The organism is Lactobacillus sp. ESL0701, assembly GCF_029433445.1.
In the GTDB taxonomy this organism is placed as follows: Bacteria; Bacillota; Bacilli; order Lactobacillales; family Lactobacillaceae; genus Lactobacillus.
Map to the genome: position 1 here is coordinate 46,178 of NZ_JAQTIC010000008.1, position 24,690 is coordinate 70,867.

Annotated in this window: 26 protein-coding genes; 2 read left to right on the forward strand and 24 right to left on the reverse strand. The window is 34.3% G+C overall.

Annotated features, from left to right (window positions below; genetic code table 11):
• Positions 1–114 precede the first annotated feature (114 nt).
• Positions 115–876, forward strand: coding sequence for a MurR/RpiR family transcriptional regulator (locus PT281_RS06960; protein ID WP_277153239.1), 762 nt, complete (start codon positions 115–117; stop codon positions 874–876).
• Positions 877–957: 81 nt separating this feature from the next.
• Here the strand turns inward: PT281_RS06960 and PT281_RS06965 are convergent, their stop codons facing one another.
• Positions 958–1,956, reverse strand: a complete 999-nt coding sequence (locus PT281_RS06965; protein WP_277153241.1) for an NAD(P)-dependent oxidoreductase — start codon at positions 1,954–1,956, stop codon at positions 958–960.
• Between the two features lie 127 nt (positions 1,957–2,083).
• Positions 2,084–3,079 (reverse strand): tagatose 1,6-diphosphate aldolase, encoded by a 996-nt coding sequence (locus PT281_RS06970; protein ID WP_277153243.1) that lies wholly within the window; start codon positions 3,077–3,079, stop codon positions 2,084–2,086.
• 261 nt (positions 3,080–3,340) lie between these two features.
• Between PT281_RS06970 and PT281_RS06975 the strand changes: the two genes are divergently transcribed.
• On the forward strand, positions 3,341–5,362 hold the full coding sequence (locus PT281_RS06975) for a hypothetical protein (RefSeq protein ID WP_277153245.1): 2,022 nt from the start codon (positions 3,341–3,343) through the stop codon (positions 5,360–5,362).
• Positions 5,363–5,430: 68 nt separating this feature from the next.
• On the opposite strand, the gene PT281_RS06980 is transcribed toward PT281_RS06975, so the two are convergent.
• From PT281_RS06980 to PT281_RS07085, 22 genes are all read right to left on the reverse strand, one after another.
• The gene (locus PT281_RS06980) at positions 5,431–5,832 is read right to left on the reverse strand and encodes a PTS sugar transporter subunit IIA (protein WP_277153246.1); all 402 of its coding nucleotides are present in this window, start codon (positions 5,830–5,832) and stop codon (positions 5,431–5,433) included.
• Between the two features lie 23 nt (positions 5,833–5,855).
• Positions 5,856–6,674 carry a PTS system mannose/fructose/sorbose family transporter subunit IID gene (locus tag PT281_RS06985; RefSeq protein WP_277134248.1) on the reverse strand — a complete coding sequence of 273 codons (819 nt, stop codon included), beginning with the start codon at positions 6,672–6,674 and terminating at the stop codon, positions 5,856–5,858.
• Complete coding sequence (locus PT281_RS06990; RefSeq protein ID WP_277153248.1) at positions 6,661–7,560, reverse strand: PTS sugar transporter subunit IIC; 900 nt, start codon at positions 7,558–7,560, stop codon at positions 6,661–6,663. The genes PT281_RS06985 and PT281_RS06990 overlap by 14 nt, the downstream gene beginning before the upstream one ends.
• Positions 7,561–7,571: 11 nt before the next feature.
• Positions 7,572–8,060 (reverse strand): PTS sugar transporter subunit IIB, encoded by a 489-nt coding sequence (locus PT281_RS06995; RefSeq protein WP_277153250.1) that lies wholly within the window; start codon positions 8,058–8,060, stop codon positions 7,572–7,574.
• Between the two features lie 193 nt (positions 8,061–8,253).
• On the reverse strand, positions 8,254–9,423 hold the full coding sequence (locus PT281_RS07000; RefSeq protein WP_277153252.1) for an SIS domain-containing protein: 1,170 nt from the start codon (positions 9,421–9,423) through the stop codon (positions 8,254–8,256).
• 27 nt (positions 9,424–9,450) lie between these two features.
• Positions 9,451–10,167 (reverse strand): GntR family transcriptional regulator, encoded by a 717-nt coding sequence (locus PT281_RS07005; protein ID WP_277153254.1) that lies wholly within the window; start codon positions 10,165–10,167, stop codon positions 9,451–9,453.
• A 148-nt stretch (positions 10,168–10,315) separates the two neighbouring features.
• A complete protein-coding gene (gene lacG, locus PT281_RS07010) occupies positions 10,316–11,734 on the reverse strand; it encodes a 6-phospho-beta-galactosidase (protein ID WP_277153255.1) in 1,419 nt (472 codons plus the stop codon).
• Between the two features lie 23 nt (positions 11,735–11,757).
• Positions 11,758–13,482, reverse strand: a complete 1,725-nt coding sequence (locus PT281_RS07015; protein WP_277153257.1) for a PTS lactose transporter subunit IIBC — start codon at positions 13,480–13,482, stop codon at positions 11,758–11,760.
• A gap of 17 nt (positions 13,483–13,499) precedes the next feature.
• Positions 13,500–13,856, reverse strand: a complete 357-nt coding sequence (locus PT281_RS07020) for a PTS lactose/cellobiose transporter subunit IIA (RefSeq protein WP_277153259.1) — start codon at positions 13,854–13,856, stop codon at positions 13,500–13,502.
• Between the two features lie 9 nt (positions 13,857–13,865).
• Positions 13,866–14,720, reverse strand: coding sequence for a PRD domain-containing protein (locus PT281_RS07025; protein ID WP_277153261.1), 855 nt, complete (start codon positions 14,718–14,720; stop codon positions 13,866–13,868).
• 202 nt (positions 14,721–14,922) lie between these two features.
• Positions 14,923–16,374, reverse strand: coding sequence for a 6-phospho-beta-galactosidase (gene lacG / locus PT281_RS07030; protein WP_277153263.1), 1,452 nt, complete (start codon positions 16,372–16,374; stop codon positions 14,923–14,925).
• Positions 16,374–18,089: a PTS lactose transporter subunit IIBC gene (locus PT281_RS07035; RefSeq protein WP_277153264.1), complete on the reverse strand. Its 1,716-nt coding sequence runs from the start codon at positions 18,087–18,089 to the stop codon at positions 16,374–16,376. The genes lacG (PT281_RS07030) and PT281_RS07035 overlap by 1 nt, the downstream gene beginning before the upstream one ends.
• 43 nt (positions 18,090–18,132) lie before the next feature.
• Complete coding sequence (locus PT281_RS07040) at positions 18,133–18,489, reverse strand: PTS lactose/cellobiose transporter subunit IIA (protein WP_277153266.1); 357 nt, start codon at positions 18,487–18,489, stop codon at positions 18,133–18,135.
• Positions 18,473–19,336: a PRD domain-containing protein gene (locus PT281_RS07045; RefSeq protein WP_277153268.1), complete on the reverse strand. Its 864-nt coding sequence runs from the start codon at positions 19,334–19,336 to the stop codon at positions 18,473–18,475. The genes PT281_RS07040 and PT281_RS07045 overlap by 17 nt, the downstream gene beginning before the upstream one ends.
• Before the next feature lie 199 nt (positions 19,337–19,535).
• Entirely contained in the window at positions 19,536–19,997 is a 462-nt protein-coding gene (locus tag PT281_RS07050) for a hypothetical protein (protein ID WP_277153271.1), read from the reverse strand.
• A gap of 62 nt (positions 19,998–20,059) precedes the next feature.
• Complete coding sequence (locus PT281_RS07055; protein WP_277153273.1) at positions 20,060–20,497, reverse strand: PTS sugar transporter subunit IIA; 438 nt, start codon at positions 20,495–20,497, stop codon at positions 20,060–20,062.
• 23 nt (positions 20,498–20,520) lie between these two features.
• A complete protein-coding gene (agaD, locus tag PT281_RS07060; protein WP_277153275.1) occupies positions 20,521–21,330 on the reverse strand; it encodes a PTS galactosamine transporter subunit IID in 810 nt (269 codons plus the stop codon).
• A complete protein-coding gene (gene agaC / locus PT281_RS07065) occupies positions 21,320–22,123 on the reverse strand; it encodes a PTS galactosamine transporter subunit IIC (RefSeq protein WP_277153277.1) in 804 nt (267 codons plus the stop codon). Before agaC ends, agaD begins: the two co-directional genes overlap by 11 nt.
• A 30-nt stretch (positions 22,124–22,153) precedes the next feature.
• Complete coding sequence (gene agaB, locus PT281_RS07070) at positions 22,154–22,645, reverse strand: PTS galactosamine transporter subunit IIB (RefSeq protein ID WP_277153279.1); 492 nt, start codon at positions 22,643–22,645, stop codon at positions 22,154–22,156.
• Positions 22,646–22,863: 218 nt separating this feature from the next.
• Positions 22,864–23,382 (reverse strand): galactose-6-phosphate isomerase subunit LacB, encoded by a 519-nt coding sequence (lacB, locus tag PT281_RS07075; RefSeq protein WP_277153310.1) that lies wholly within the window; start codon positions 23,380–23,382, stop codon positions 22,864–22,866.
• Positions 23,383–23,452: 70 nt separating this feature from the next.
• Positions 23,453–23,881, reverse strand: coding sequence for a galactose-6-phosphate isomerase subunit LacA (gene lacA / locus PT281_RS07080; RefSeq protein WP_277153281.1), 429 nt, complete (start codon positions 23,879–23,881; stop codon positions 23,453–23,455).
• A 22-nt stretch (positions 23,882–23,903) separates the two neighbouring features.
• On the reverse strand, positions 23,904–24,659 hold the full coding sequence (locus PT281_RS07085; RefSeq protein ID WP_277153283.1) for a DeoR/GlpR family DNA-binding transcription regulator: 756 nt from the start codon (positions 24,657–24,659) through the stop codon (positions 23,904–23,906).
• Positions 24,660–24,690: the final 31 nt, after the last annotated feature.

Here is a 24,690-nt window from a genome sequence, read left to right on the forward strand (position 1 = left end):
AATTCTCCTTTTTCCTACCTTTAATCTATTATAAAGATATTTTTGTGTAACGCTTTTCTTAAATGATAGCGTTTGCTTGAATAATCAAAAAAACTTTACAAAAGAGGTACTTCAATGCCAACAAAAGAACTAAGTGCAACCGAATTACATTTATGGAATATAGTCGAAAGCAATCCTAATAAAATTGTTAATATGTCAATTATTAAATTAAGTCAATATGCTCATGTATCAACCGCAACAATTGTCCGTACAATGCAAAAAATGGGTTATAGTGGCTACACTTCATATCGTGAAGCTCTTAAATTAAAAAACAATTCCAATTCTACTTTTAGTGTCCTTAATGAAGCCGACGATAAAATCAGTAGTGTAATCACCAAAAATGAAATCGAAATGAATAATACATTGCACAATTTAAGTTATAGTACAATTGAAGATAGCATCTCTTTGACCAAGCAAGCAAAAATGGTATATATTTTTGCTCGTGGTTTATCTGAATCAATAGCTAGTGAAATCATGGTTAAATTGCAGTTAACTGGTAAATATTGTGAATTCCATTCTGACCCTAATATCATTAAAACTATTGCCAATAAAATTCAAACTAACACATTAGTTATCTTCATTACATTAAATGGTGAAACAGAGGAACTATTAACAGCTGCCAAAAAGCTTTATAAACACGACATCCCCATAATTACTTTTACTACTAACCAATATGGTAAAATTCTTAAATATTCTACATTATCATTTATTGGCTATAAATCTAAAACTAATTACTTTCCCGAATATGAGGTACGTTCTCGTTTACCACTACAGATAATGACTCGTATTTTTTGTGATGCATACTCGGTCAGAACCGATTTCTATAAAAACAACTAGTTCCTAATACGATTAGCAAATACAATTTCAAATAATTAAAAAGCACAAGCTTCCTATTTAGAAACCTGTGCTTTTTAATTATTAATCTAATTTAACATCATTATCTGTTTTGCCAGTTAATAAAGCCTGATGAAAGTTCTCATAACTAACAGCAATCATATCAGTTAAGGCTGGACTAGTATAAGAACCAATATGCGGCGTGAGCAATACTTTTGGATATAATTCTTCCAAAGCCTTAACTTGGATATCAGTAATTTCTCCCTCAAAGTTGTGTCCCATTACTTTAGTTTCATTAGGTAAAACATCTGAAGCAAAACTGGCAATTGTACCATTTTTGATAGCAGCAATAATGGCATCATAATCTGCTAATTGGGTCCGTGCTGTATTAACTAACACTGCTGACGACTTCATTTTACTTAAAAAGTCCGCATCAATTAGCTGATCGTTTTGTCCAGGAAAATATGGTACGTGGATTGAAACAATATCAGACTTAGCAAGCAGCTCATCCTGACTGACGAATGTCGCAAATTGTTTAGCATAATCACTTGGATATGGATCAAATGCCAAAACTTTAGCGCCAAAACCATGATAAAGTTTTGCTTCAGTGGCACCAATCCGACCTGTACCAATTATGCCAACAGTACCAGAATGAATTTCTCCGGAAAACATCCCTAGACCCACTCGAAAATCACCATTATTTGTACTAGTTGTCGCTAATGAAAGATGCCGGAACAGCATCATTCCCATAGTTAACGCTAGTTCGGCAACCGCATATGGCGAATATGCCGGAACCCGCGCCACTTTCATCTGATATTTTGCACAAGTCTTTAAATCAATGTGATTAAAGCCAACAGTCCTTGTGAAAACATACTTGATTCCCCAATTATTAAACTTAGCCAAATTTTCAGCATCAGCAATACAATTAGCTCTTAGTAATACGGCATCTGCGTTTTTAGCACTAGTCACATTGTCGTGTGTCAACAGTGCCTTTTCTAGTTGTAAGTCATAATTATACTTGTTTAGTTTTTCAAAATAAGGCACTTCATTTTCACGAACGCCATAAGCCACAATTTTAAACATTCTATCTCTCCTTATAATTATATTAAATATTTTTAACTTATTAAAAATATTTTAATACTAATTTACACTAAAATAAAAAAACATTCTATGATTTATCCATAGAATGTTTTAATTTAAGTCAATTATTTTATTTTTCAACTGTTAGCTTGTCACGCCAAGACTTTGCTCCTGTTAATGCTTTGTCCAAGTTTTCAATATTTTCTTTACCTTGAGTAGCTAACCATTCCTTACCAACTTCTTCGCCTTCAGCAGCAAACGGCTTAATTGACGGCTTCCATGTAGCACGACCACAAAGAACACCATTAAAATCAGCACCAGCTTCTTCAGCCATCTTGATTTCGGCAATAAATTCTTCAGACGTAACTCCAGCAGACAAGAAGATGTATGGCAAATCAGTTATATCCGATTGTTTCTTCAATAATTCCTTAGCTTGAGCCTGCGTGTAGACAACTTCGTTATTACCATTAAAGCCCTCAACAAACTTGATATTAAACGGAATTTCCACTTTTAAAACTGTTACTCCATATTTTGGCTTTGAAAATTCCTTCATAGTTTTCAAGACCTTGTCAGCCTTCACCTTAGCAAAATCTGCACCTTTAGCGTCAGCGATATTAGCATCATAAGTAAGTAGTTCCAAGAACAATGGTAATTCGTTAGCCTTAGCCTCAGCACCAACTCTTTCAACGAAGGCCTGCTTCTTGTCATTAATTTCTTTATCTTCATCTGGATCGTAATAGAGCAAGAACTTAATTGCATCGCCGCCTTCATCCTTAATCCGTAAACCTGATTGGTTAGCAATTAAATCCGGCATTCTTCCCGGCTCAGTAGTATCATAACCGGTCTTTTCGTAAGAAAGCAATAGTCCACAATTTTTATCTCTAACCTTAGTTGCAGGCAAGCCATATTCTGGATCAGTTAGAATTGACGAAGCATATGGTGTTAATTCACTTGAAATTGCTTTTTTAAAATCAACAATTGTTGTTTCATCAGCTGGTTTATTAGCAGCTTCTGCTAACATTTTTTTCAACGAACCACGTTGGTCAATTGCCAAGGCACTAATTACGCCTTCATTAGTTGACAAGTTTGCCATGTGTTTTGCAACTTCTGAAGAAATTGTTCTCATTATTTTTCTCCTTTAATTCAAATTAATCGCACATTTTTATTATATACTCATGTAAATTGCTTTTAAAGCTTATCTATCGTTTATGTAAAGCTTTTCACGGTTATTTTTAAACTAGTAATTTTTTACTTTGCTAATAATGCAAATTAAACAAGATAATTCTGTATTCAAGAGCTTTAATCTTTTCTGCAAGCGTTTTATAATTTTATTTATAAAGATTTCAACAAAGTAAGCCGGTGTAATAACTTGGCTTAGGAGGACATCATGACTTTTATTTATACACTCAGATACATGCTTGATCCACGCACCAACACACCCGAAAAAGACCAACAACTACTTGAATTTGTTCAAAAGGGACAAGTTGATGATGTTGCCTTTTTTATTAACGGTGAAGAATTAAACCACAGTCATTTGACTGCCCCAGAAACTCAACTTTGGCTTGACGCAATTAAGCCACTACAAAAAAAGCTTAAACAACTAGGAGTTACAACCAGTCTTAATCCATGGACAACGATTATGCATTCCGATCGTGGTTATCAGGTCAATCCTGCAATTGGATTTAATACCTTTGTCGATTTATCAGGACGACAAGCCCAAGACATGGCTTGTCCAGCTGATCCAACTTGGCGTAAATATCTTGCGCAGACTTATGCTCAATATGCTAGTATTCACCCTCACCGTTTATGGCTTGAAGACGACTTTCGCCATTACAACCACACGCCGTTAAAATTAATGTGCTTCTGTGACTATCATATGCACCTTTACCAGCAAAAATTAGGCAAACCAGAATCTCGCGAGGATTTTGTTAAAAATATGCTCAAGCCAGGAAAGCCATTACCAGAACGACAGATCTATCTTAACCAAGCTCGGCAAGAAATGATTGAAAATGAACACCTAATCGAACAAGCAGTGCATCAAGTTAGTCCAGAAACTAACCTTGCCCAGATGACTTCATTTCCTGATTGGCACGCGATCGAAGGTCGTGATTGGCAGCAATTATTTACTGCTCAAGCAGGCCCAGGATATCCTAAAATAGCCAGACCACATTTACCAGCTTATAACGAAGTCGCGCCATTAAAATACGGTCGTGATTTTGAAGAATATACCCGGATTACAGCTGCCTACTTAGGAGAAAACGCAGAACTATATCCTGAACTTGAAAATTACATGTATTCCCCACTGGTCAAATCACTTACCTTCACCAAGTTCCAAATTATTACAACTGCACTCATTGGTAGTAAAGGAATTTTACTTAACTTATTCGACATGATGGGTAATGGCATTGATGAAAATTGGCATTATGCCGAGATGTTGGCCGAGATTAAACCGTTTGTTAAAAAGCTATCTGAAAAACGCTTAAAACTTAACCACTTGGATGGTATCAAAATTTTAGTTGATCAAGATTCAAGTTACTGCTTACATACTAAAACTGGTCAAACAGTAGACGAACTACTGCCACACGAAAAGAATTGGGCTAGTCTTTTATCTGCCTTTAGTTTTGCAACCACCATTTTACCAGTTACTGATCCTTCCCAACTCCAACAGCAAACTATTGCCATTGCTGGACAATTGCTGCGTAATTTTACCAATGACCAAATTACTGCTTTACTTACCAACAACACAGTCTTACTAGACGGTGAAAGTGTTGATGTTTTACTTGATCGTGGTTTAGGCAACTTATTGCACATTAAAAAGGCCGTCTGGCATCCATGTCGCACTGCCTACCAATCATTTGAGCAAGCCGATAATATTACCGTTGATCATGTTAAAAATCCAAGAATTACAATGCTGCAGCATACTGGAAACTACTTAAAACTTACTTACGAAAAAGACAGTGATGTCGTTATCTGGTCTAAGGCTTACAATTCACTTGACGATGAACTGGGCAATTTTATGGCCATCATCGATCAACATTTAATTGTGCTGCCAATGGATCAAGATCCCAAATACGGTTGGGAATCACAATTTACTACTTACAAGCAAGGACTTTTACAGCAAATGATCGATAGCATTAAGTCTACTGACTATCTAATTGCTATGCCCAATGTTAAGCTAAATATTCAAAGTGACCGACAGGTTGCTTGGCTAGCTAATTTCACATTAGATGCCTACCCGCAAATCTGCTGGCATCTTAGTCAACCATTGCCCAAGACTTCCGTAACTATTGTTCGCCAAGAAGGCAAAACTATCACCACAGAACTTGCACATATAAATATCAAAAATGGTATTGCAACAATTGCTACAGAACTTAGACCGTTAGAAACTATTCAGCTATTGTTTAGCTAAAACTTACTATTAGAACAAAAACACCGCGAGTTGATTTAACTCACGGTGTTTTTATATCTTAAATAATTTTACTTATTCATGTTTGTCAGCATTTGGGTTACATTAACCATTCCGGCCTTACCAGCAGTGATATAATCAGATTCATTACCATTCATCTGACTATTAAGCCATTCAATTACTAGCGGCAGGTTCATTCCCGCAATCAGCTGAATTGGTTTGCCACCCATAATCATTTGACCAACAACATTAGCTGGCGTGCCACCCATCAGATCAGCAAAAACCGTAACATCTTCAAGATTCATGTCAGCAATCTCTGCGATAAACTTATTTTTAAAGTCTTCTGGACTCTCATCAGGCAACAAGCACACTGTATGCAAATGTTCCTGTTCACCCATGATCAATTCAGCACTAGCTTTTAAGCCTTCAGCCATCGTCCCATGACTGATCAAAACTAATTCTTTTTCTGCCATAATATACTTTCTAATTATTTAAATTAAATCTTAGCGATAATTCCTGTACCACCTAAGATTACACAAAGGATCAAGACAATGAAGATTACCTTAGTAGAGGACATACCCTTCTTACCAAGCAGCCAGTAGACAAAGGCAACAACTGCTGCAGGTAATAGTTTAGGAATAATCATATCCAAATTGTTCTGAATATTCATTGATACTTTACCAATCTGTGGCACCCAGGCAAACTTGATGTTAACCATTGTGGCAACTAAAGCACCAACCATAAAAACACCTAGAACAGTCGCTGAATCAGTCAATGCATTTAATTGGTCCCGCATATCAGTAACTAGAGAAACACCTTGCTTATAAGCAATCCGTAATTGTTTCCAACGAAAGACGCAGATTAGTAAGCAGACTGCAACCCAGATAATAACTCCTGTTGGGTTACCTTCATGAGCCATTGAAGCTGCTAAAGCCCCAAAGATAGCTGGGATTAAGGAAGCGAAAATTGAGTCACCAATTGCCGCAAATGAACCCATTAAACCAACTTTCATACCAGTAACCGTATCTTTACCAGCGATTCCTTCATTTTCCTCAACGGCAAGATCAAGTCCCGTGATAATCGTGTTAAAGAAGTTAGAAGTATTGAAGAACTGCATGTGCGTCTTCATCATTTCTCTCAACTCTGGAGTATCGTCACCATAAATCTTGCGAAGTTGCGGCAAAATCGTATACAGATAGCCGCTGTTCTGCATTCTTTCGTAGTTCCAGCCTAACTGGTAGCCGAATAATGATCTTCTGTTGATTTGATTAAAGTCTTTATCAGTTAATTTATACTTTGGTTTAGAGTTCGTCATCAGTAATTTCCCCCTCGTCATCGTTTGCGTTACTCTGACTTACAGTCTTTTGTGCAGCACTCTTAAGCGGAATATTCTTGTAGTGTAAAATTGCAAGAGCTAAACCTAGCAATGCAACTGCCAGCATTGGCAAGCCGTTAAAGGTAGCAGTAAAGCTCTTGTTAGCTGCGGCAACACCAGTAGCTAACGTCTGGATACTACTGAACAAAACTGAGAACAATGTCGTAACCGTGAAGCCCAAAATTAAGTATGCAGCATGCTTTTTAATCGGTAAGTACCGTAATAAGATTGCGAAACCTACAGCTGGCAATGTAGCACCGGCTACTGTCAGCCCATTACCTAACCAAAGCAAGTCACCATTCAAAGCATTAGCGATTGTTTGAACTAAGCCTTGACCAAAAGCTAAAGCAATAAATACAGGAACAGCACGAGATAATGACCATGGTAGAGCACCATACAAAACGTTACGTTCAACTGCCTTATAGTTAATGTGTTCTTCATCAATTAAGTGATCAATTCTGTGTGAAAAGTACGTGTTCGCAAATCTAGCCAAAACGTCCAACTCAACCATGATTGTCGCAACTGGAACGGCAATTGAAGAAATTGCCACTTGTGGACTCATGCCCTTAATGCTGACTGAGAAGGCAGTTGCTAAAACTGTACCAGTAGTCGCATCAATTCTTGAAGCCCCACCGAAGGTACCAACACCTAAAACCGTCAACTGCATTGAGGCACCAATAAATAGTCCTGCAGGTAAATTGCCCATGATTAATCCAGCAATTAACCCTGCACCAACAGGCGTATTCAATGATGAATAAATTTGTAATTCATCTAGAATTTCCAGGCCTGCGTATAAAGTAAGTAGTAATATTTGCCACCAAGCCATTTTTCTACCTCCTAATTCATCTTTTCATCAATTAACTTCAAGAAGTCATGTGCATCAACACTTGGATTTACCTGAGCAATTAACTTAACACCCTGATCGGCTATTTGCTTAAACAGTTTGGCATCTTCCTTATTGATGTTAACTTGCTTAGTTAATTCAGTTGTATCATCACGCTTAGACATATTACCAACATTAATCGTATCAAGCTTAATACCCAGATTAAGCAAATCCAAAAACTTTTCCGGTCTTTTAGCAACAAGAAACAGTCTTTGCTTACCATAACGATTCTTTTGTAAATGATCTGCAGCAACTTCTACTGGCAAAACACTTAGCCTAGTTGTCATTGGTGTAGCCATTCTTAAGCCACTCTTTTGGATATCATCCTTTGCGGCAGCCTCATCAAGCACAATAATGCGCTCTACCTGCAGCTTAGGCGTCCACAGATTGGCAACTTGACCATGAACTAATCGTTCATCAATTCTTGCACCCACAATATTCATATATCTTCCTCCTATGTATGGTTAAGTTTCATAAACTGGAACCGATATCATAAATACACACAAAAATATCTATAAAGCGCTTTCAGTGATTATAATAAGGTACCTACCACTCTTTGTCAATAAGATGTTTTCAAAATAAAAAATGATAGCTAACTAAGTAAGAAAGCCATCATTTTAGTAAAAAGATTAATTATTATTCTATAAATTTATGAATAGTGACACCCTTGACAACTCGATTAACTGTCCCGGTGGGAGACGGCGTATCTGGCTTATTATTAACTTTAATTGAGGTTAATAAAGCGATAGTTTGACCAAACATAACATCAGGTAAAGCTAAATAAGCATCCGGTAATAATTTTTCAGCTTTAAAGGTAAAGGACTTACCCCCAAAGTTCTGTCCGTCTTTTTCTTGGCCAACTGCCATAACCAACGGAACAATATCATCACCCTTAATCTCGTTTAAGATATCAAGATCATATTGTCTGGTATATGAATCATTCGAAACATAGTCAAAAACAACTGTTTTACTGTCTAAAAAGGATTTAGGACCATGCCGCAATCCCATTGATGTATCAAATAAAGCTGCTACTTCACCAGCGGTTAATTCCAAGATCTTTAGCCGTGTTTCTTCAGCCAAGCCACCTAGACTGCCACTACCGATATATACAATTCGATTAAAATCAGTGTCGACCAATGCCTGAATTTCTGGCTCACGCTCAATCACGCTCTTACCCATTTGAACAATTTTACCAATAATTTTTTCTTTACATTGGTCATCTAGAGTATCAAAAATCAATAGTGCCGTTAAACTCATACATGAAAATGAACCAGTCATTGCAAAACCGCGGTCCAAGGACTTTGCTGGTGTTAATACAACTAATCCTGATGGATCATCTTTTAAATCCTTAGCTAACTTACCTTCTGGAGCACAAGTGATGGCAATTTGGTATAAGTGCTTAACTATTTTTTTAGCTAATTCAACCGTTGCAACCGACTCTGGTGAATCACCGCTACGTGCAAAAGAAACTAAAATAGTTGGCGTTTCTGTTTCAAGATAATCTCTAGGTGTCGAAACAATTTTAGTTGTATCGATGGCCTCAAAATTATACTTAGTACGATCACCATGTTGTTGTAAATACGGCATGATAGTGTTGCCAACATAAGCACTCGTACCTGCTCCAGTGAAAATCACTCGTATTTTGCCCCATTTTTGATTGATTTTATCTAAAAAAGCTTGAATTTCTGCTTTTTTTTCTTGATAAATTGACCACGTTTCCTGCCATAATTGCGGTTGCTGCTGTATTTCACGTGTCGTAATTTGGGCACCAAGTTGCTCTAATTCCTCATTTGTTTTTGAAAACATCTCACTAATTCCTACCCTTCATTAAACTTAAATTAAATGATTATACTGTCTTGAACGATAAATAAACTTATCACCACGAGCCAAAGAAATTGTAAACTCAATAGGAACATTCTTATCATTAATAGTTTTTCGATAAATTTTCAAACTAGGAGCACCAGCCTTTTCTGCTAAGAGCTTACTCTCAGCAGCAGTTAGGCTTACAGCCTGAACATCTTCAAAAGCCATAACACTAAGTTGATGATACTTGTTCTTTAATACACTATAAAGAGGCTCAACTTGTAAATCACTAAGCTTAATATCCGGAAAAAGGGGCTTCGGTAAATAAGTTGTACTTAAAATTCGCGGTTCATTATTAGCCAAACGAATACGCACTAATTTATATGTTTGCTCAATACTACTTAAATTTAACTGTTCCGCAATCTGCTTACTAGGTGTTACTAATTCCAAACTATAATTTTTAGTAGTTGCTTTTTGCCCCACACGTTTAGCTTCTTCTGAAAAAGAATACATCCCACCTATATTAGTCTGATTAAGATACATGCTTGACACAAAAGTACCTTTACCATGTAGACGATAGATTATTCCACGCTGCTCTAGGTCTTGCAAAGCTAACCTAATTGTATTTCGACTAACACTATACTCCATTAATAATTGTCGTTCACTAGGCAACTTGTCATTTGGTTTTAATTGGCTAATCCTTTTTTCTAAATCTGAAATTACCTGCCGATATAATGGTTTTTGCATTGGCAGCATCTCCTTTATAACTGGTTGATACCACTTAAAATTCTATCAAAGAAAGCGCTTGTTTGCAATAATATTTTAATAGCTTTATTATTGGTTTCATAAATAAAAAAGAAGGCGAGTACTACCTTCTTTTAATTAATATTCAATTTTATTTCATAGTATCTGCCAGCGCTTTAAACCATAAAGCACTCTTTTTGATATATCGTTTTTGAGTATCGAAGTCAACATAAAATAAACCATAACGCTTATTATATCCGTTAGCCCATGAAAATTGATCTTGTAACGACCAAACAAAATATCCCTGAACATTTACACCCTCGTTTTTAGCTTTAAGGAGAGCATCAACATGCTGATCGATAAAATCAATTCTTGGTTGATCATCAATAATCTGATTAGAACTGACAAACTGATCTTTATAACCTAATCCATTTTCAGTAACATAAATAGTTTTGCAATTTGGATAATCTTTACTTACTCGTTTTAACATATCATAGAGACCTTTAGGAAAAATATTCCAATCCCAATCTGTAGTAGGTACCCCTGGCTTTTTTACTGTTTCACCAACACCTTTAAACTTAAACGAAGATGTACCTTTATCTCCAGTTCCATTAAAATGATTTTCACTTTCTCCATGATAGGCTTTAATAAACTGATTTTGATAATAATTTAAACCAAAAATATCATTCTGTGAAGCTGCTTTTTTTAAAATAGCTAAATCTCCGTCATGAATATCTAACTTGGCATTATTTAAACGCAAAATCTCATTGATTAAAGCCATCGTATCGTCAGAATAATAACCTAAAAATGTACCATCTAATAAAAATTTATTTAAAAATGCATCTTCTAACTTGGCAGCATGTTTATCATCGTCAGAATCAGAAATAGGATAAACTGGTTGTAAAACATGAATTAAACCGATTCTTCCAGGTAATCCCATTTGCTTGTACAAATTAACTACACGCGCATGTGCAAGTAATTCATTATGCTCAGCCTGAATTGCACTAGTAACATCGAAGTGATGATTAGGTGGAAAAGTCCCTGCAATGTATTGTGAGTAAGCAAGAGAAATTAATTCATTGATTGTGAACCAATTTTTAACTTCTTGAAACTCTTGAAAACAGAACTTCGCATAATCTACAAAATAATCAATATTTTTTCGATTAAGCCAATCACCATCATCAAATAATGTCTTAGGACTATCAAAATGATGAAGACTCACATATGGTTCTATCCCATTATCCAAACATTCTTTAAATAATCGATGGTAATAATCTACACCCTTTTGATTAACCTGACCATAACCTTTAGGAAAAATTCTTGTCCAAGCAATCGAAACACGAATAGCATTTAAACCATACTTTTTAGCCAGTGCAATATCTTCGGGATAACGATTATAAAAATCACTGGCTGGATCAGGTGAAAATCTTCCTTGCTTTTTTAGATAATCATCCCACATCGTCTTTCCCTTACCGTCAATCTGTGTACTACCTTCAACTTGATATGCAGCAGTATCTCCTCCCCAAACAAAGTCTTTAGGTAATTTCTGTACTTTATTTAATATTTCCATGAGTAAAATTCTCCTCTAATATTCTAATCTGAAATACTGGCAATAATTAAATCTAAACATTTGTCTGCATGTTGCGTCATATTAATGTATTGTTTTCCAGTAGTAGTAATCATTTTGACATTATTCTGATCGCATTCCTTTTTAAGCTCGTCTTTCATTGCATTCATTTGGGGAGCTAGAATAACAATATCCATGCCACTTAACAAATCATGATGAGAACCAAATGAAGTAGCAGCAACAGATAATGGTAATGTATTCTCAGTAGCTAATTTATTTAGTGCCTTAGCTAAGATTCCACTAGTACCACCACCTGCACATAAAACTAATACATTTAACTCTTTGCCATCCTTAGTTACTGATAAAGGTATTTTCCCTAAGGAAGACTCTGCATCTGTTACATCTGATCTATTTTCAACTTCAGCTTTAGTCGAGGTTTGAATATGTTCTTTATTTGAAACACTTTGAGCTTCTTCATTACATTTTTGTATATCGTAAGCCTTAAAAAATGGATAATACATTATTGTATCAACTACAAGCAGTAAAGCAGCTAAAATAATTGAACCAACTGAAAATCCGGTTCCCATAATTAAGCCTAATGTACCAGGCGTTGTCCATGGTAAATTATAAATAAAGCCAGGCATATGAAAAACATCAACAAAGATTTTAAAAAGCCAAACGTTTGCAATTGGCGTCAATAGAAACGGAATAAAGAAAACAGGATTCAAAATTAATGGTGCGCCAAAAAGAATTGGTTCATTAACACCAAATAATACAGGTATTGAAGCTGCTCGGCCAACGGCTTTCAGTTCTTTAGACTTGGCCCAAAAGGCAAACATCAATGTAATAACTAGTGTTGCACCAGTACCTCCAAGAGTGGCAACAAAGTATTGTGTACCTTGTGCTAAAATCTTATTAGCTCCAGCAATATTTCCACTCTTCCAAGCAGACAAATTTAATTCTACATTACTTAAATAAATAGCAGTTACAGCAGGTTCAACAATTGACGGTCCTTGAATACCAATAAACCAAAAGAATGCCATTGCACCATACACAATTGCTAAACCAAAATAACCATCAGCCGCTGTAAATAATGGTGAGAGAATTTGAATAATCCATGCAGCTAAATTGGTACCAGTTAATGCTCTGAAAACAAGTGAAAATACCCAGAAAAATCCTGTACTAATTGCAAATGGAATAATATTCTCAAATGCACTAGAAATATTTTGCGGCACTGCGTCAGGCAGCTTAATAGTAATATGATGTTTAAAGCAAATGTAATAGACATTCGGTACAATAAAAGCTACAAGAAATGCACAAATTAATCCCTTGGTACCAATCATTGAAATAGCAAAGTAAATATTATTTAACTTATCTGTTAATGTATCGACTGCTACCAAAATAAACGAAACCTGAGCAGTAAATTGAACACCAACTGTTGGAATTTGGGAAGTTTTTGGTAAATCCAAATTTAATGAGTCAGTCAAAGCCTTCGAAACCGATGAAGAAGCCATTAATGCTAATACTCCCATAGACATGTTATAAAACATATTAAGAGCGTTAGCTACTTTAACTGGCCAAGCAAAATGCCAAATAAGTGGTACATTTGCTACCAACAAGAATAAACTAGAAAAGATAATAATTGGCATTAAAGCAATAAAGCCATCCCTTATTGCTCGTAAATATTTATTAGCCGCTACTTTTTGAAAAAAAGGTTGTGCTTTTTCAATTTGCTTTATTAAAGCATTCATTTTAAATCTCCCTTTTATTATTTACTACTCTTTAATTGATTCAATTCAATAAGAGTAGAATTATATTTTTCATACAAATCTATAAAGTATTTTGCTTCATCTCTTAACAACATCGTTGTCATTAAAGTATCTTGTCCATGTGACATGATAAAAGTCGTCTCCATTTCTTCACCACTTGCCTCTTTACTCATCAATTTGGTTTGCGAATTATGAGCATCATTGAGCGAAGTATCTGCACTTTTAACAAGTTCACGTGCTTTTTCAAAATTACCATTTCTTGCTTCATCTAACGCACTTATTAATGCTGTCTTAGCATCTCCTGCATATGCGACAATTTCAAATCCTGCCATTGAGATTTCTTCTTTTGTAATCATTTTTTCTCCTTATTTGCTATTAATAATAATTTGATGAATATGAATAATAAAATACGTTTCTTCCGCATCAGAAGGTTCGTAGTTGAATTCCTTTTTTAATGCCCTGAAAATTCTTTGAGTAATCGCATAGGATCGAGGATATGCTTTTATCATGTCAGCCTGTATTTTTTTATCAATTGAATCCTTGCTTTTAGGTGGATTTCTCATTCGATTAGCTAAATACTGTAAATGAACTAAAAATCTGCGAAAATTACTCCTATTTTCAGCTGCTTGAAACACACCATTATCATCCAAAATATTTATAATCATATTTATCATCTTTGAAGTATCAAATATTTCTTCTTCATTAATTAAATGATTAATGTTATTTGGTACCTTACTATTAATAAAATGCAATGCTATACTTCTTACTTCTGATTGTGGAAATTTCACTTTAAGTTTTTCATTAATTAGTGAAACAGCATTTGCCGAAATTCTATATTCTAACGGATATTTTTGCTTAAAATCTGGAATTTCATTTTCCTGATAATTTTTATTGACAATTGCTTTATATGATCCTGCAATGTGCTCACTTAATGTTAAATAAATTGAATCATAAACTTTAAAATCATATTTTTGTTTGGCGTGTTTCACAATGTCAAATACTATTGAGATAATATCAACTGGAATATTTCTAAAAAGATATAGATATGAATCTTTGTCATTTTTACCAGCAACATAAAAAATTTTTTGGATTTTATCAGAATCAATTTTCTTATTTTCACTCTTATTAAAGCCAATTCCCTTACCAAAAACCACGGCTTCTTTGCCACTTCTAGTATTGACTAAAACACTATTATTATTAAAAATTTTTTTAATCTTCATTTTGCTCACCCCTTTTTTAGAAAAAAAGAGACTACTAGTTAACTGATAACCTGTTTCAACATAATTAATCAGTTAATTCTAGTAGTCTCGCCTAATTCAGTAGTAACAATCCACTTTAATATTAAATTTTATTTATAGCCGCAATAGGTGCACAAGCTCTGTATGCTACTTATCACCTATATAACATTATATGAAAGCGCAATCAAAAATGCAATGATTTTTTATTTTTAATATCTTTGGGTACCTTCCTAGTTTCGGCTAATTTTTTATACCAATATGCACTTGCCTTAGGGTATCTTACCTGCGTTTTAAAATCAACATAAAACAAGCCATAACGCTTTGAATAACCGTTTGTCCAAGAAAACATATCTTGTAACGACCAAACAAAGTAACCACAAACTGGTATACCCATTTCAATTGCTTCAGCTATTTTCTGCAAATGATCATGTAAATACTTTATTCGTGGGGTATCATCAATCAATTTATTTGGACTAATAAATTGATCTTTGTAGCCCATTCCATTTTCTGTGATATAAATTTCATGGACTAACGGATAATTATTATTAATTCGTTTAAGCTGATCTAATATTCCTTGTGGATAAATTATCCAATCCCAATCTGTAGCCGGTAAATCTTGTGGATGAACTTCTTCACCTACTCCTTTCATTCGATTAATATCTGTTCCCTTTTGTCCGGTACCATTATGACTAATCTTAGTTTCTCCATGGTATTCCTTCATAAACTTAGAGAAATAATAATTGACACCCACAAAATCTAATTGTTGTGCAGCTTTTTGCAAAATTACCTCATCTTCAGATTTTATGGCAATCATTTTTTGATCATTTGAAATAATTATTTCTTTTACTAAGGCTAAAGTTTTTTCAGAATACTTTCCAGCTAAAGTACCATCCAAATAAAACCTATTTTCCAGAACATCCTTTAAATCAGCAGCATGTTGATCTCCCAAACTATCGGAGGCTGGATAAACTGTCTGTAAAGCATGGACAATACCTATTTTCCCATCATAACCAGCTTTTTTATAGGCATTAACAATTTTAGCATGAACTAAATTTTGATTATATTCTGCTTGAAAGCATTTAGAAAACTGATCACGGTAAGCTGGTGGAAAAGTACCGCTAACGTATTGCTGACAAGCCATTGAAGTTGGTTCATTAATTGTTATCCAATAATGAACTTCATCTTGATATTCCTTAAAGCAGAACTTAGCATATTCAAGAAAGGCATCAAGCATTTCTTGAGATAACCATCCTCCTTTATCCTGCAAACTTTGTGGTGTGTCAAAATGATGTAAAGTCACAAATGGCTCAACACCATTTCGATGGCATTCTTGAAAAACATGATGATAATACTCTACACCTCGTGGCTCTATCTCACCCTTACCTTTAGGAAAAATTCGAGCCCAGTCTATTGAAATACGAATTGAGTTAATTTTAAATTTTTTGCATAAAGCTAAATCTTCAGAATACAGATGATAAAAGTCACATGATGGATTAGGATTGATTGTATTTTGTTCACGTAAATATTTATCCCAAATTACTTCTCCTTTACCATCCTCATTAGTAGCTCCTTCGCATTGATAGGCTGCTGTTGCACCACCAAAATAAAAATTAGCAGGAAATTTAAATTCAGCCATTATTTATCTCCATCGTTGTTTTTTAGACTATTCATTACAAATTGAAAAGCCTGATCCGGATTTTGGGTTAATTCAATATATTGCCTACCAGTGGTTGTAACTAGTTTACTACCATCATTATCGGCAATCTGTGTTAAATTAGCTTTCATACTATCCATTTGTGGCGCTAAAATAATTAAGTCCATATCGTGAATAATATCCATATGTTGCCCATAAGCACGAGCTGCAGCATGCAAAGGTAGGTTACGCTCTTTGGCCATCTTATTTAATGCTTTAGCTAAAATACCAGAAGTACCTCCACCTGCACAAATCACCATAATATTAGTGTCCTGTGTTAAAGTTTTATCTGAAGCAGTCTGAGTTTCAGTAGTAGTTCCATTATCAAGATTTACATTTTCTGCTACAGGTTGAGCGGAAGAATTAGCGGCACTAGCTAATTTAGCTGCATCTTCTTGTTCTTTCTTGTATAAATCATTGTCATAAAAGCGAAAGAATGGTAACCAAATCAAGACATCAACTATTAATGCTAAAATTACATAAACAAATGAAAGTGGTGCAAATCCTGTACCGACAACAATCCCAATTGGTGCTGGAACTGTCCATGGCAATGTAGCAATAATACTATTCATATGTAAAGTAGAAACAAAGAACTTAAATAAACAAACATTAAACATTGGTGTTACTAAAAATGGAACGAAAAAGATTGGGTTCATAATAATTGGCGCACCAAACAAAATTGGTTCATTAACTGAAAAACAACCAGGAATAACGGCAGCTTTACCAACTGCTTTATTTTGTGCTGACTTTGCAAGTAATAGGAATAAGAATGGAACAACCAAAGTAGATCCAGTACCACCCATATTCATAACATAATCTTGCGTATTAAGAACTAGAACATGCGTTGCTTGAACACCAGCATGCATCAACTGTTGATTCAAACCAACATTAGACATTTCAATGGCAGCAACAGCTGGCGTAACAATTGATGGCCCTTGAACACCAATAAACCAGAAGAAAGCCATTGCACCAGCAATTAACGCTAAACCGCCATAAGTATCACCAGCTCTAAATAATGGTGAAAGCAAGTTAATAATACATTCAGATAAGTTTGCTCCAAATGCTTTAGCCAACGCCATTTGAATAATCCAAAACAATCCAACTGAAAATGCCATGGGAAAAATATCTTTAAAAGTTTGTGAAATATTTTGCGGTACTTGATCCGGCATATTGATTGTAATATTGTTCTTTACACAAGCAGAATAAATGTTAGGTATAATTAGTCCAACAATATAAGATGCAATCAATCCTTGTGTACCCAAGAATGTTAAATCAATTCCTGTTTTACCAACTTTAATTGCAATGATAATAAATGATATTTCTGCTGCTAAAATAACATTCATTGCATTAATTTGATTAGTTTTTGGCAGCTTTGTATTTTTGTAATCTGTTAAATTTTTAGCACAAGTAGCAGTCACAAATAATCCTAACAATCCCATTGAATAGTTGTATGGCAGCATAATTGCATTTTCTACTTCTTTGGGCCAATAAAAGCCCCAAGAATTAGGAACGTATGCAAATAAAGTAAACAAACTTGAAAACAAAATTATCGGCATCGCCGCTATAAAACCATCTCTAATAGCAGAAACATATGGATTAGCTGCTATTTTTTCAAAAGAAGGTTTCATTTTATCCATTACCTTTGTAAAGCCATTCATCTTTTTCTCCTCCTAAAAAATTTAAGCTTTAAAATTGGTTTAATTATTCAATTGGTTTTCCTTCCAAATTATTGACTCTTTGATACAAATCAATAATAGTTTTCATTTCATCCTTTAGCAGCATTGTAGTCATCAAAGTATCCTGACCATGAACCATAATAAAAGTAACGTCTAGCTCATTGCCATCTGCCTCTTTGCTAAGCAGTTTAGTTTGCTCGTTATGAGCTAAATTAATCGATTCCTCTGCCTTTTTAACTAAACTTTTGGCTTCATTAATTTTTCCTATACTTGCTTTATCCATTGCCTGCATTAGAAAAGTTCTGGCATCTCCTGCATAAGCAACAATAGCAAAACCTGTCATTGAAATTTCTTCTTTAGTAATTTTAGATTCGGATGTCATCTTTTTCCTCCTGTAACAAACGTTCAATATGAATTGTTAAATACATTTTTTCTGTCATTGAAAGACTGACACTTAACTGTTGTCTTATCTGTTCTGTTATCACCTCAACAATTGCCCAAGCATGTACATATTCAGCCTTAATTTCAGCAATCATTTTTTGCGAAACAATTAATTCTTTATTTTGTGGATCATGTAAGCGAGCAACAAAATATTTTAGATGAATCAATAAACGATCAAAATCGCCATTATTTTTAGAATTTCGTACTAAATGATTTTGTTCTAATGCCTTTTCAACAATCGCAACTACCTGACTGCTCGGATTAGGATAGTAGGATTTATGCTCAGGTTGATCAATATGCGCATTTATAAAGTGAAGAGCAATACTCTTTTTTTCGTAACTAGGGAAATTGATACTCAGATCTTTTTGAAAATACGTCATAAAGTCTTTCGCAATTTGGTAAGCCAGAGGATAGTTCGGACTTAGATCCGGCAAATAGTTAATAATTTCTTCATGTCGCTGTATCCGTTCATATGTCGCAAATAAGTGAGTTGTTAGAGTAACATTAATATACGTTTCCACTTGAAAGTCATATTTTTCTTGGGCTCGCCTAATCAGATCATAACTTTCAGTAATAAAGTCCAATGGAATATTAGCTAAAAGTGTTGTTAAGTCCGAAACAGTATGTGAATCTTGTAATGCAAAAATTTTGGCTACATTAGTATCAAAAATTATGTCGCCCTTCTTTTTTTGAAAGGCCAATCCTCTACCCATCACAATTTCCTGCTTATCATAATTATCATGAACAACAGCCACATTATTATTCAATACTTGAACTATTTTAAACATTGCTCAGCCTTCTTTTGAAAAAAGAAAAACCGCAATTACTAACTTGAGTTTATTTACTCAAATCACAATTGCGGTTTTGCCTAATTTAATAGTAACAATCCATCTATTTAGCTTATGCTTATTGTAATACAGTCTATCATTGATTGCAAGCGATTACATATATGGATAAAAATTTAAAATATCTAATATTATACATGACTTAAGTACTACTCTTTTTTGAAACTTTATTGAAATTCCTTAACGTTACAAGCTTTCCACCTGAAAACTTTTGCAATTCATTATTATTCATTACTAATGTACTCTTCTTAATAGTAATAACAGAAGATGTTAGCTTCATTTTTTTACTATTAAACCAATTATTTCTAATAAGCTGATTAACATTATGAAAATAATACTTAACTGCATTATCAGGAACAAGTTTGATTGCATGATTTTTCACTAAATATTTTCCTTCTTCAATTTGAAAAACTGCTTGTTTACTAACTTTGTTGCCAAAAATAGTTTTATTGATAATATAACGTCCCGTTTCAGATAGTTTAATTACTAAACCATCAGTATCATTGACAAAATTACCAATATAAAAATATTTTTTGCGTTGTAACACAAATAACAACAGCATTATTACCAAACTAAGTAAAATAAAACAAATACCAATCACCATACTAATACTTGCTCCTTTATAAAAAGAGGCACGAATAGTCATGTCTCTTTTTATAATTTAACTTAAATACCATCACTCTCAATATCTTGATTTTTATTAATAGACTTTATATTATCAAGTGAAAAAACCTGTGTTCCTTTTTTAGAAATTTTTATAATATCTTGTGCATACTCAGCTGCATTATCATAATCCGTGAACAAAGTTTCTAATAATGAACTGAGATTCCCACCGGAAACAACTGAAATTCCAGTGCTTTTAGTCGATAAAGTTGCAGAAACTTTATAAGGAGTGCCACCAGCTAGATCTGTAAAAAATAGCACTTGATCTTGATCAAAATTGATAATTTTTGTATATTGCTTTTCTAAATCTGTATCACTCATACCTTCAGAAAAATCAATAAAAAACCAATTATCTGGGATTTTAGCCAATAATTCTAAAGCACCTTTAATACCAGAAGCAAACAGACCATGGCCTGTTACTATAACTTTAACTTTACTCACTATGTGTCTCCTATAGAAGCTTATTACATCCAACCAATTGCTGCCATTACAATTGCCAAAGCAAATGTAATAACTATCAACCAAATTGGATTAATATTTTTCTTCAATAGCCAATATAGCAAAAATACGAATGCAAATGGCAAAATATTAGGGAAAATCTTGTCTAATAGCGCTTTCTGTAAGCTAATTGCTGAATTACCAGCACTAATCTTTACAGTTAAAGACATTTTTACATAACTAGCAATTAATGCTCCAATTACAGTCAAACCCAAAATAGAAGCAACATGAGAAATAATTGTGGAATTATCCTGAATAACATCTATTGATTTAGTTCCCAAATTATATCCCAAGTGGGCTAAAGGGATTCTGCTCCAAAACAGGAACAAATATACAAGAAAGAATAGGATTGGTCCTAATACATTACCGTCTTTACCAATAGAAGCACTAATACCACCTACAATTGGCATAATTGTAAACCAGAAAATAGCATCACCAATTCCTGCCATTGGACCAAAGATTGCATTCTTTAAGCCTTTGATAGTAGCGCGATCTACGTGCTTTTCTTCCATCGTTAATAGTAAGCCCATCAGAATAGGATACAAAGGCGGTGAACTGTTGATAAATTCCATATTATCGGTCATTACGGCTTTTAGCCCCTCAGGATCATCTTTATATATTTTCTCCCAAAATGGTAATTGTGCCCATGTCCAACCTGGCGCATGCATTCTTTCGTATGAGAAGGAAGCCTGAACTAAGTTAGAACGAATTCCCAACATCGATATCTCATGTTTAGTAAAGATACTATCTTTATTTTCTTTACTGTTAGATGCCATCGTCCATACCTCCTGCAGAATTACGTTGATCATTTAAAATCTTAGTTTCTAATTTTGCCTGGTCACGATTATGATAAAATTCAATCATTGCAAATACGACACCAACTAAAGCAACTGGCAAAACATTTGAGAATGGAATCATAGATGCCATTACAAAACCTAAGATTAGATATGATAAATATCGACTCTTTAACATAACCTTTAGTAACATTGCAAAACCAACTGCTGGAAGCATGCCTCCGGCTAATTCAAAACCATGTGTTAACCAATGTGGCATTGAATTTACCAATACTTTCATTGGTCCTTGAGCTGCATAGGCACTCAAGAATGCAACAATACCAAATGAAACAGTAACAATAATTAATGGAATATAATTCAAGCGTTTAAAAGCTTTTGCATTGCCTTCTTCAGCATACTTATCAAATTTAGATAAAAATAATGAGAATGTTGAATAGAAGAACAACAATATATACTGCATAAGCATTGCGAATGGTAATGATAAACCAATTGCAGTAGTTGGAGAAATATTGTTCATCGCTGCAATAACAACAGTCATAATACCGCAAAGTACGGTGTTAGGCGGCTGTGTCCCACCCGCAGGAGTTAATCCTGCAAATGCTAGTTCAGTCAAACTACCAGCAATAACACCTAACCGCAAATTACCTAAAATTAAACCAGTAATAGTGCATACAATTATAGGCCTAAAAATATAAAATGCTTGCAGCCAACAATCTAGTCCTGCTATCATTGCCCAAATTGCAATTAAAACACCTTGTGTGAATGTGATAGCCATATTACTTCACTCCTTTCATACTATAAATTTTTAAGCCTTAGCAAGAAGTTCGGGTGTAATAGGATATTTCCTATCCCCAGGATAATCTTCAATGAAAATATCAACGCCAGAATTTGCAATCGCTAATAAATCATCCTTATCCTGCTGATCTATATAAACTTTCTTGGAAATTTCAACCTTGCCTTTTTGAGGATGCATATTTCCAACATTAACTTGCTTAATAGGAACAGAATTCTCAATTAATTTCCGTGCATCAGTAGGAGTTTTGACAACAATAAAAATATGTTGTCTCGCAGCTGCTTTATTGATGATGTCAATAGTATGCTGAATAGTAAAAAATCTAATTCCAGCACCTGAGCTATCTGCTGTAACAGACATTAACTTTTGTTGTAATGGATCTTGAGCTGCTTGATCATTTGCAACAACAATCAAATTTGCTCCAACAGCTTTTGTCCAGCTAACCCCCACCTGTCCGTGAACCAATCGATTATCAATTCTAGTAAATACAATATCTGCAGACATATTAGTTTCTCCTTTCACTTACCATTTAAAGTAGTACAAAATTTATGTTCAAAGTAGATTGAAATTGTTCGTTTTTGTTTGCTTCATATAATAATTCTACTTCATTTTCTGTTTATTGCAAGCGCTTTTTTAAAATAAATATAAAAAAGGTAACTCATTGAGTATGAGTCACCTTTATGTGTGCGATTAAATTTTATTACTTTATTTATTATAATTAACTAGTCGTGATATACGCCTTCTGACCATTTTTTGTTTTCTTCATCAAAAAAGTGGACATTATCTTTTTGGTCTGGATTAGGTATAGCAATATGATCGATTTTATCAATGAGTTTTCTATTGACATCAGATGGTTCATACTTAGCATTCAGATATGAGTCCACAATATCAAAAATGAAATCACGACCTAAGACAATACCACCAAATCCCAAAACATTGGCATTTAATTCACGTCTAGCATATTCAGCCTGAGCAACATCCCCAACCATGGCAGCACGTACGCCTTCATTTTTATCGGCTGCAGTTGAAATGCCAATTCCTGTTCCACAAAGAACAATACCAAGATCCGCCCGACCATCAGCCACATCTTCAGCAACTCTTTTACCATACATTGGATAATGCGTTCTAGTATTATCGTGAGTACCCTCGTCAATAACTTGGTAACCCTCTTCTTTTAAATGATCAGAAATAGCCATTTTTACTGGAGTGACAATATGGTCATTACCCAAGGCAATTACCATGTGCTTATTAATTTTAGGATCAATAAATTCTGGTTGTGGTCTATCATTGTCAAACATTTACAAAACCTCCTTAAATCATTTCCTCAAGCATATTCAATCTAATTTGATGACGACCACCAGCATATTCAGTATCAAGATAGTGTTGCACTATTGAATACGCAAGTTTATCACCAACAATGCCACTACCTAGTGCAATTGCTTTGGCACCATTATGCATCGCCGTCATATGAGCTGTTCTTTCCTCATTAACATTAGCTGTAACCATGCCTTTAACTTTATTTGAAGCCATAGCAGAACCAACACCATATTCATCAAACATGATTGCTTTTTTAATTCCGTTATCCATTACCTCATGCGTAACTTTCAAACTTGACTCAACAAAGTCTTCTGCTGGTTCTGGCGTTACATCTAAAACGTCGTAGTCATGGTCGTTAAGATAATTTTTTACCTTTTCTTTTAATTCAAAACCATCTTTATCGCTACCAATAACAACTTTCATAGTTAATCTCCTCTCAGTAAAACTACTTGTAAACAGTTGTAAATTGACTGTAATGCTTTTCTACATCTGATCCTACTTCGTGATTAGTAATTAACCCATCCACATTTCGTAAATCATAAAACTGATGAAAGTCGCTATGATTTAGTTTTGAATAATCTACGACGACAAATTTACTTTGTGAACGGTCCAATCCTATACTCTCAGTCTGACCTTCTTCCAAATTAGCTGTTGTTATAGAAGTATTTTTAATCCCATTTGCACCAACAAACCCAACTGAAAATGACATAGTTTTTAGTTCATTATTGGCAAGAGTACCTAAAAAAGCACCACTAATTCTTCTATATGAACCACCAACCATAATTAACTCATAATCATTAAGATTGTTACGTGCTGCTTCAAAAACAGGCAGCGAATTAGTTACAATTCGCAGATGTTTAGTCTTAAGATTAGCAACCATTAATTCTAAAGTAGTACCTGGGCCAACATAAATAGAATCATTTTCATGAATCAAATTGCAAGCCCGTTTAGCAATTTCAAGCTTTTCCTTACTATGTATTTCTCGCTTTTGCTGATAGCTCTTTTCATTTCTAATTTGATCTGAAATTAATTGTGCACCACCATGAATTCTAGAAATCTTACCCAACTTATCCAATTCATTTAGGTCACGTCTAATTGTCATATCTGAAACTTTCAGCGCCTGAGCTAATTCATCCACAGTAACAAATTTTTGGGTATTAATTACTTGTAAAATTGTTTTTAGTCTTTCACTTTTTAACATTGGTTACCTACTTTTTAAACTAGATTAAGCA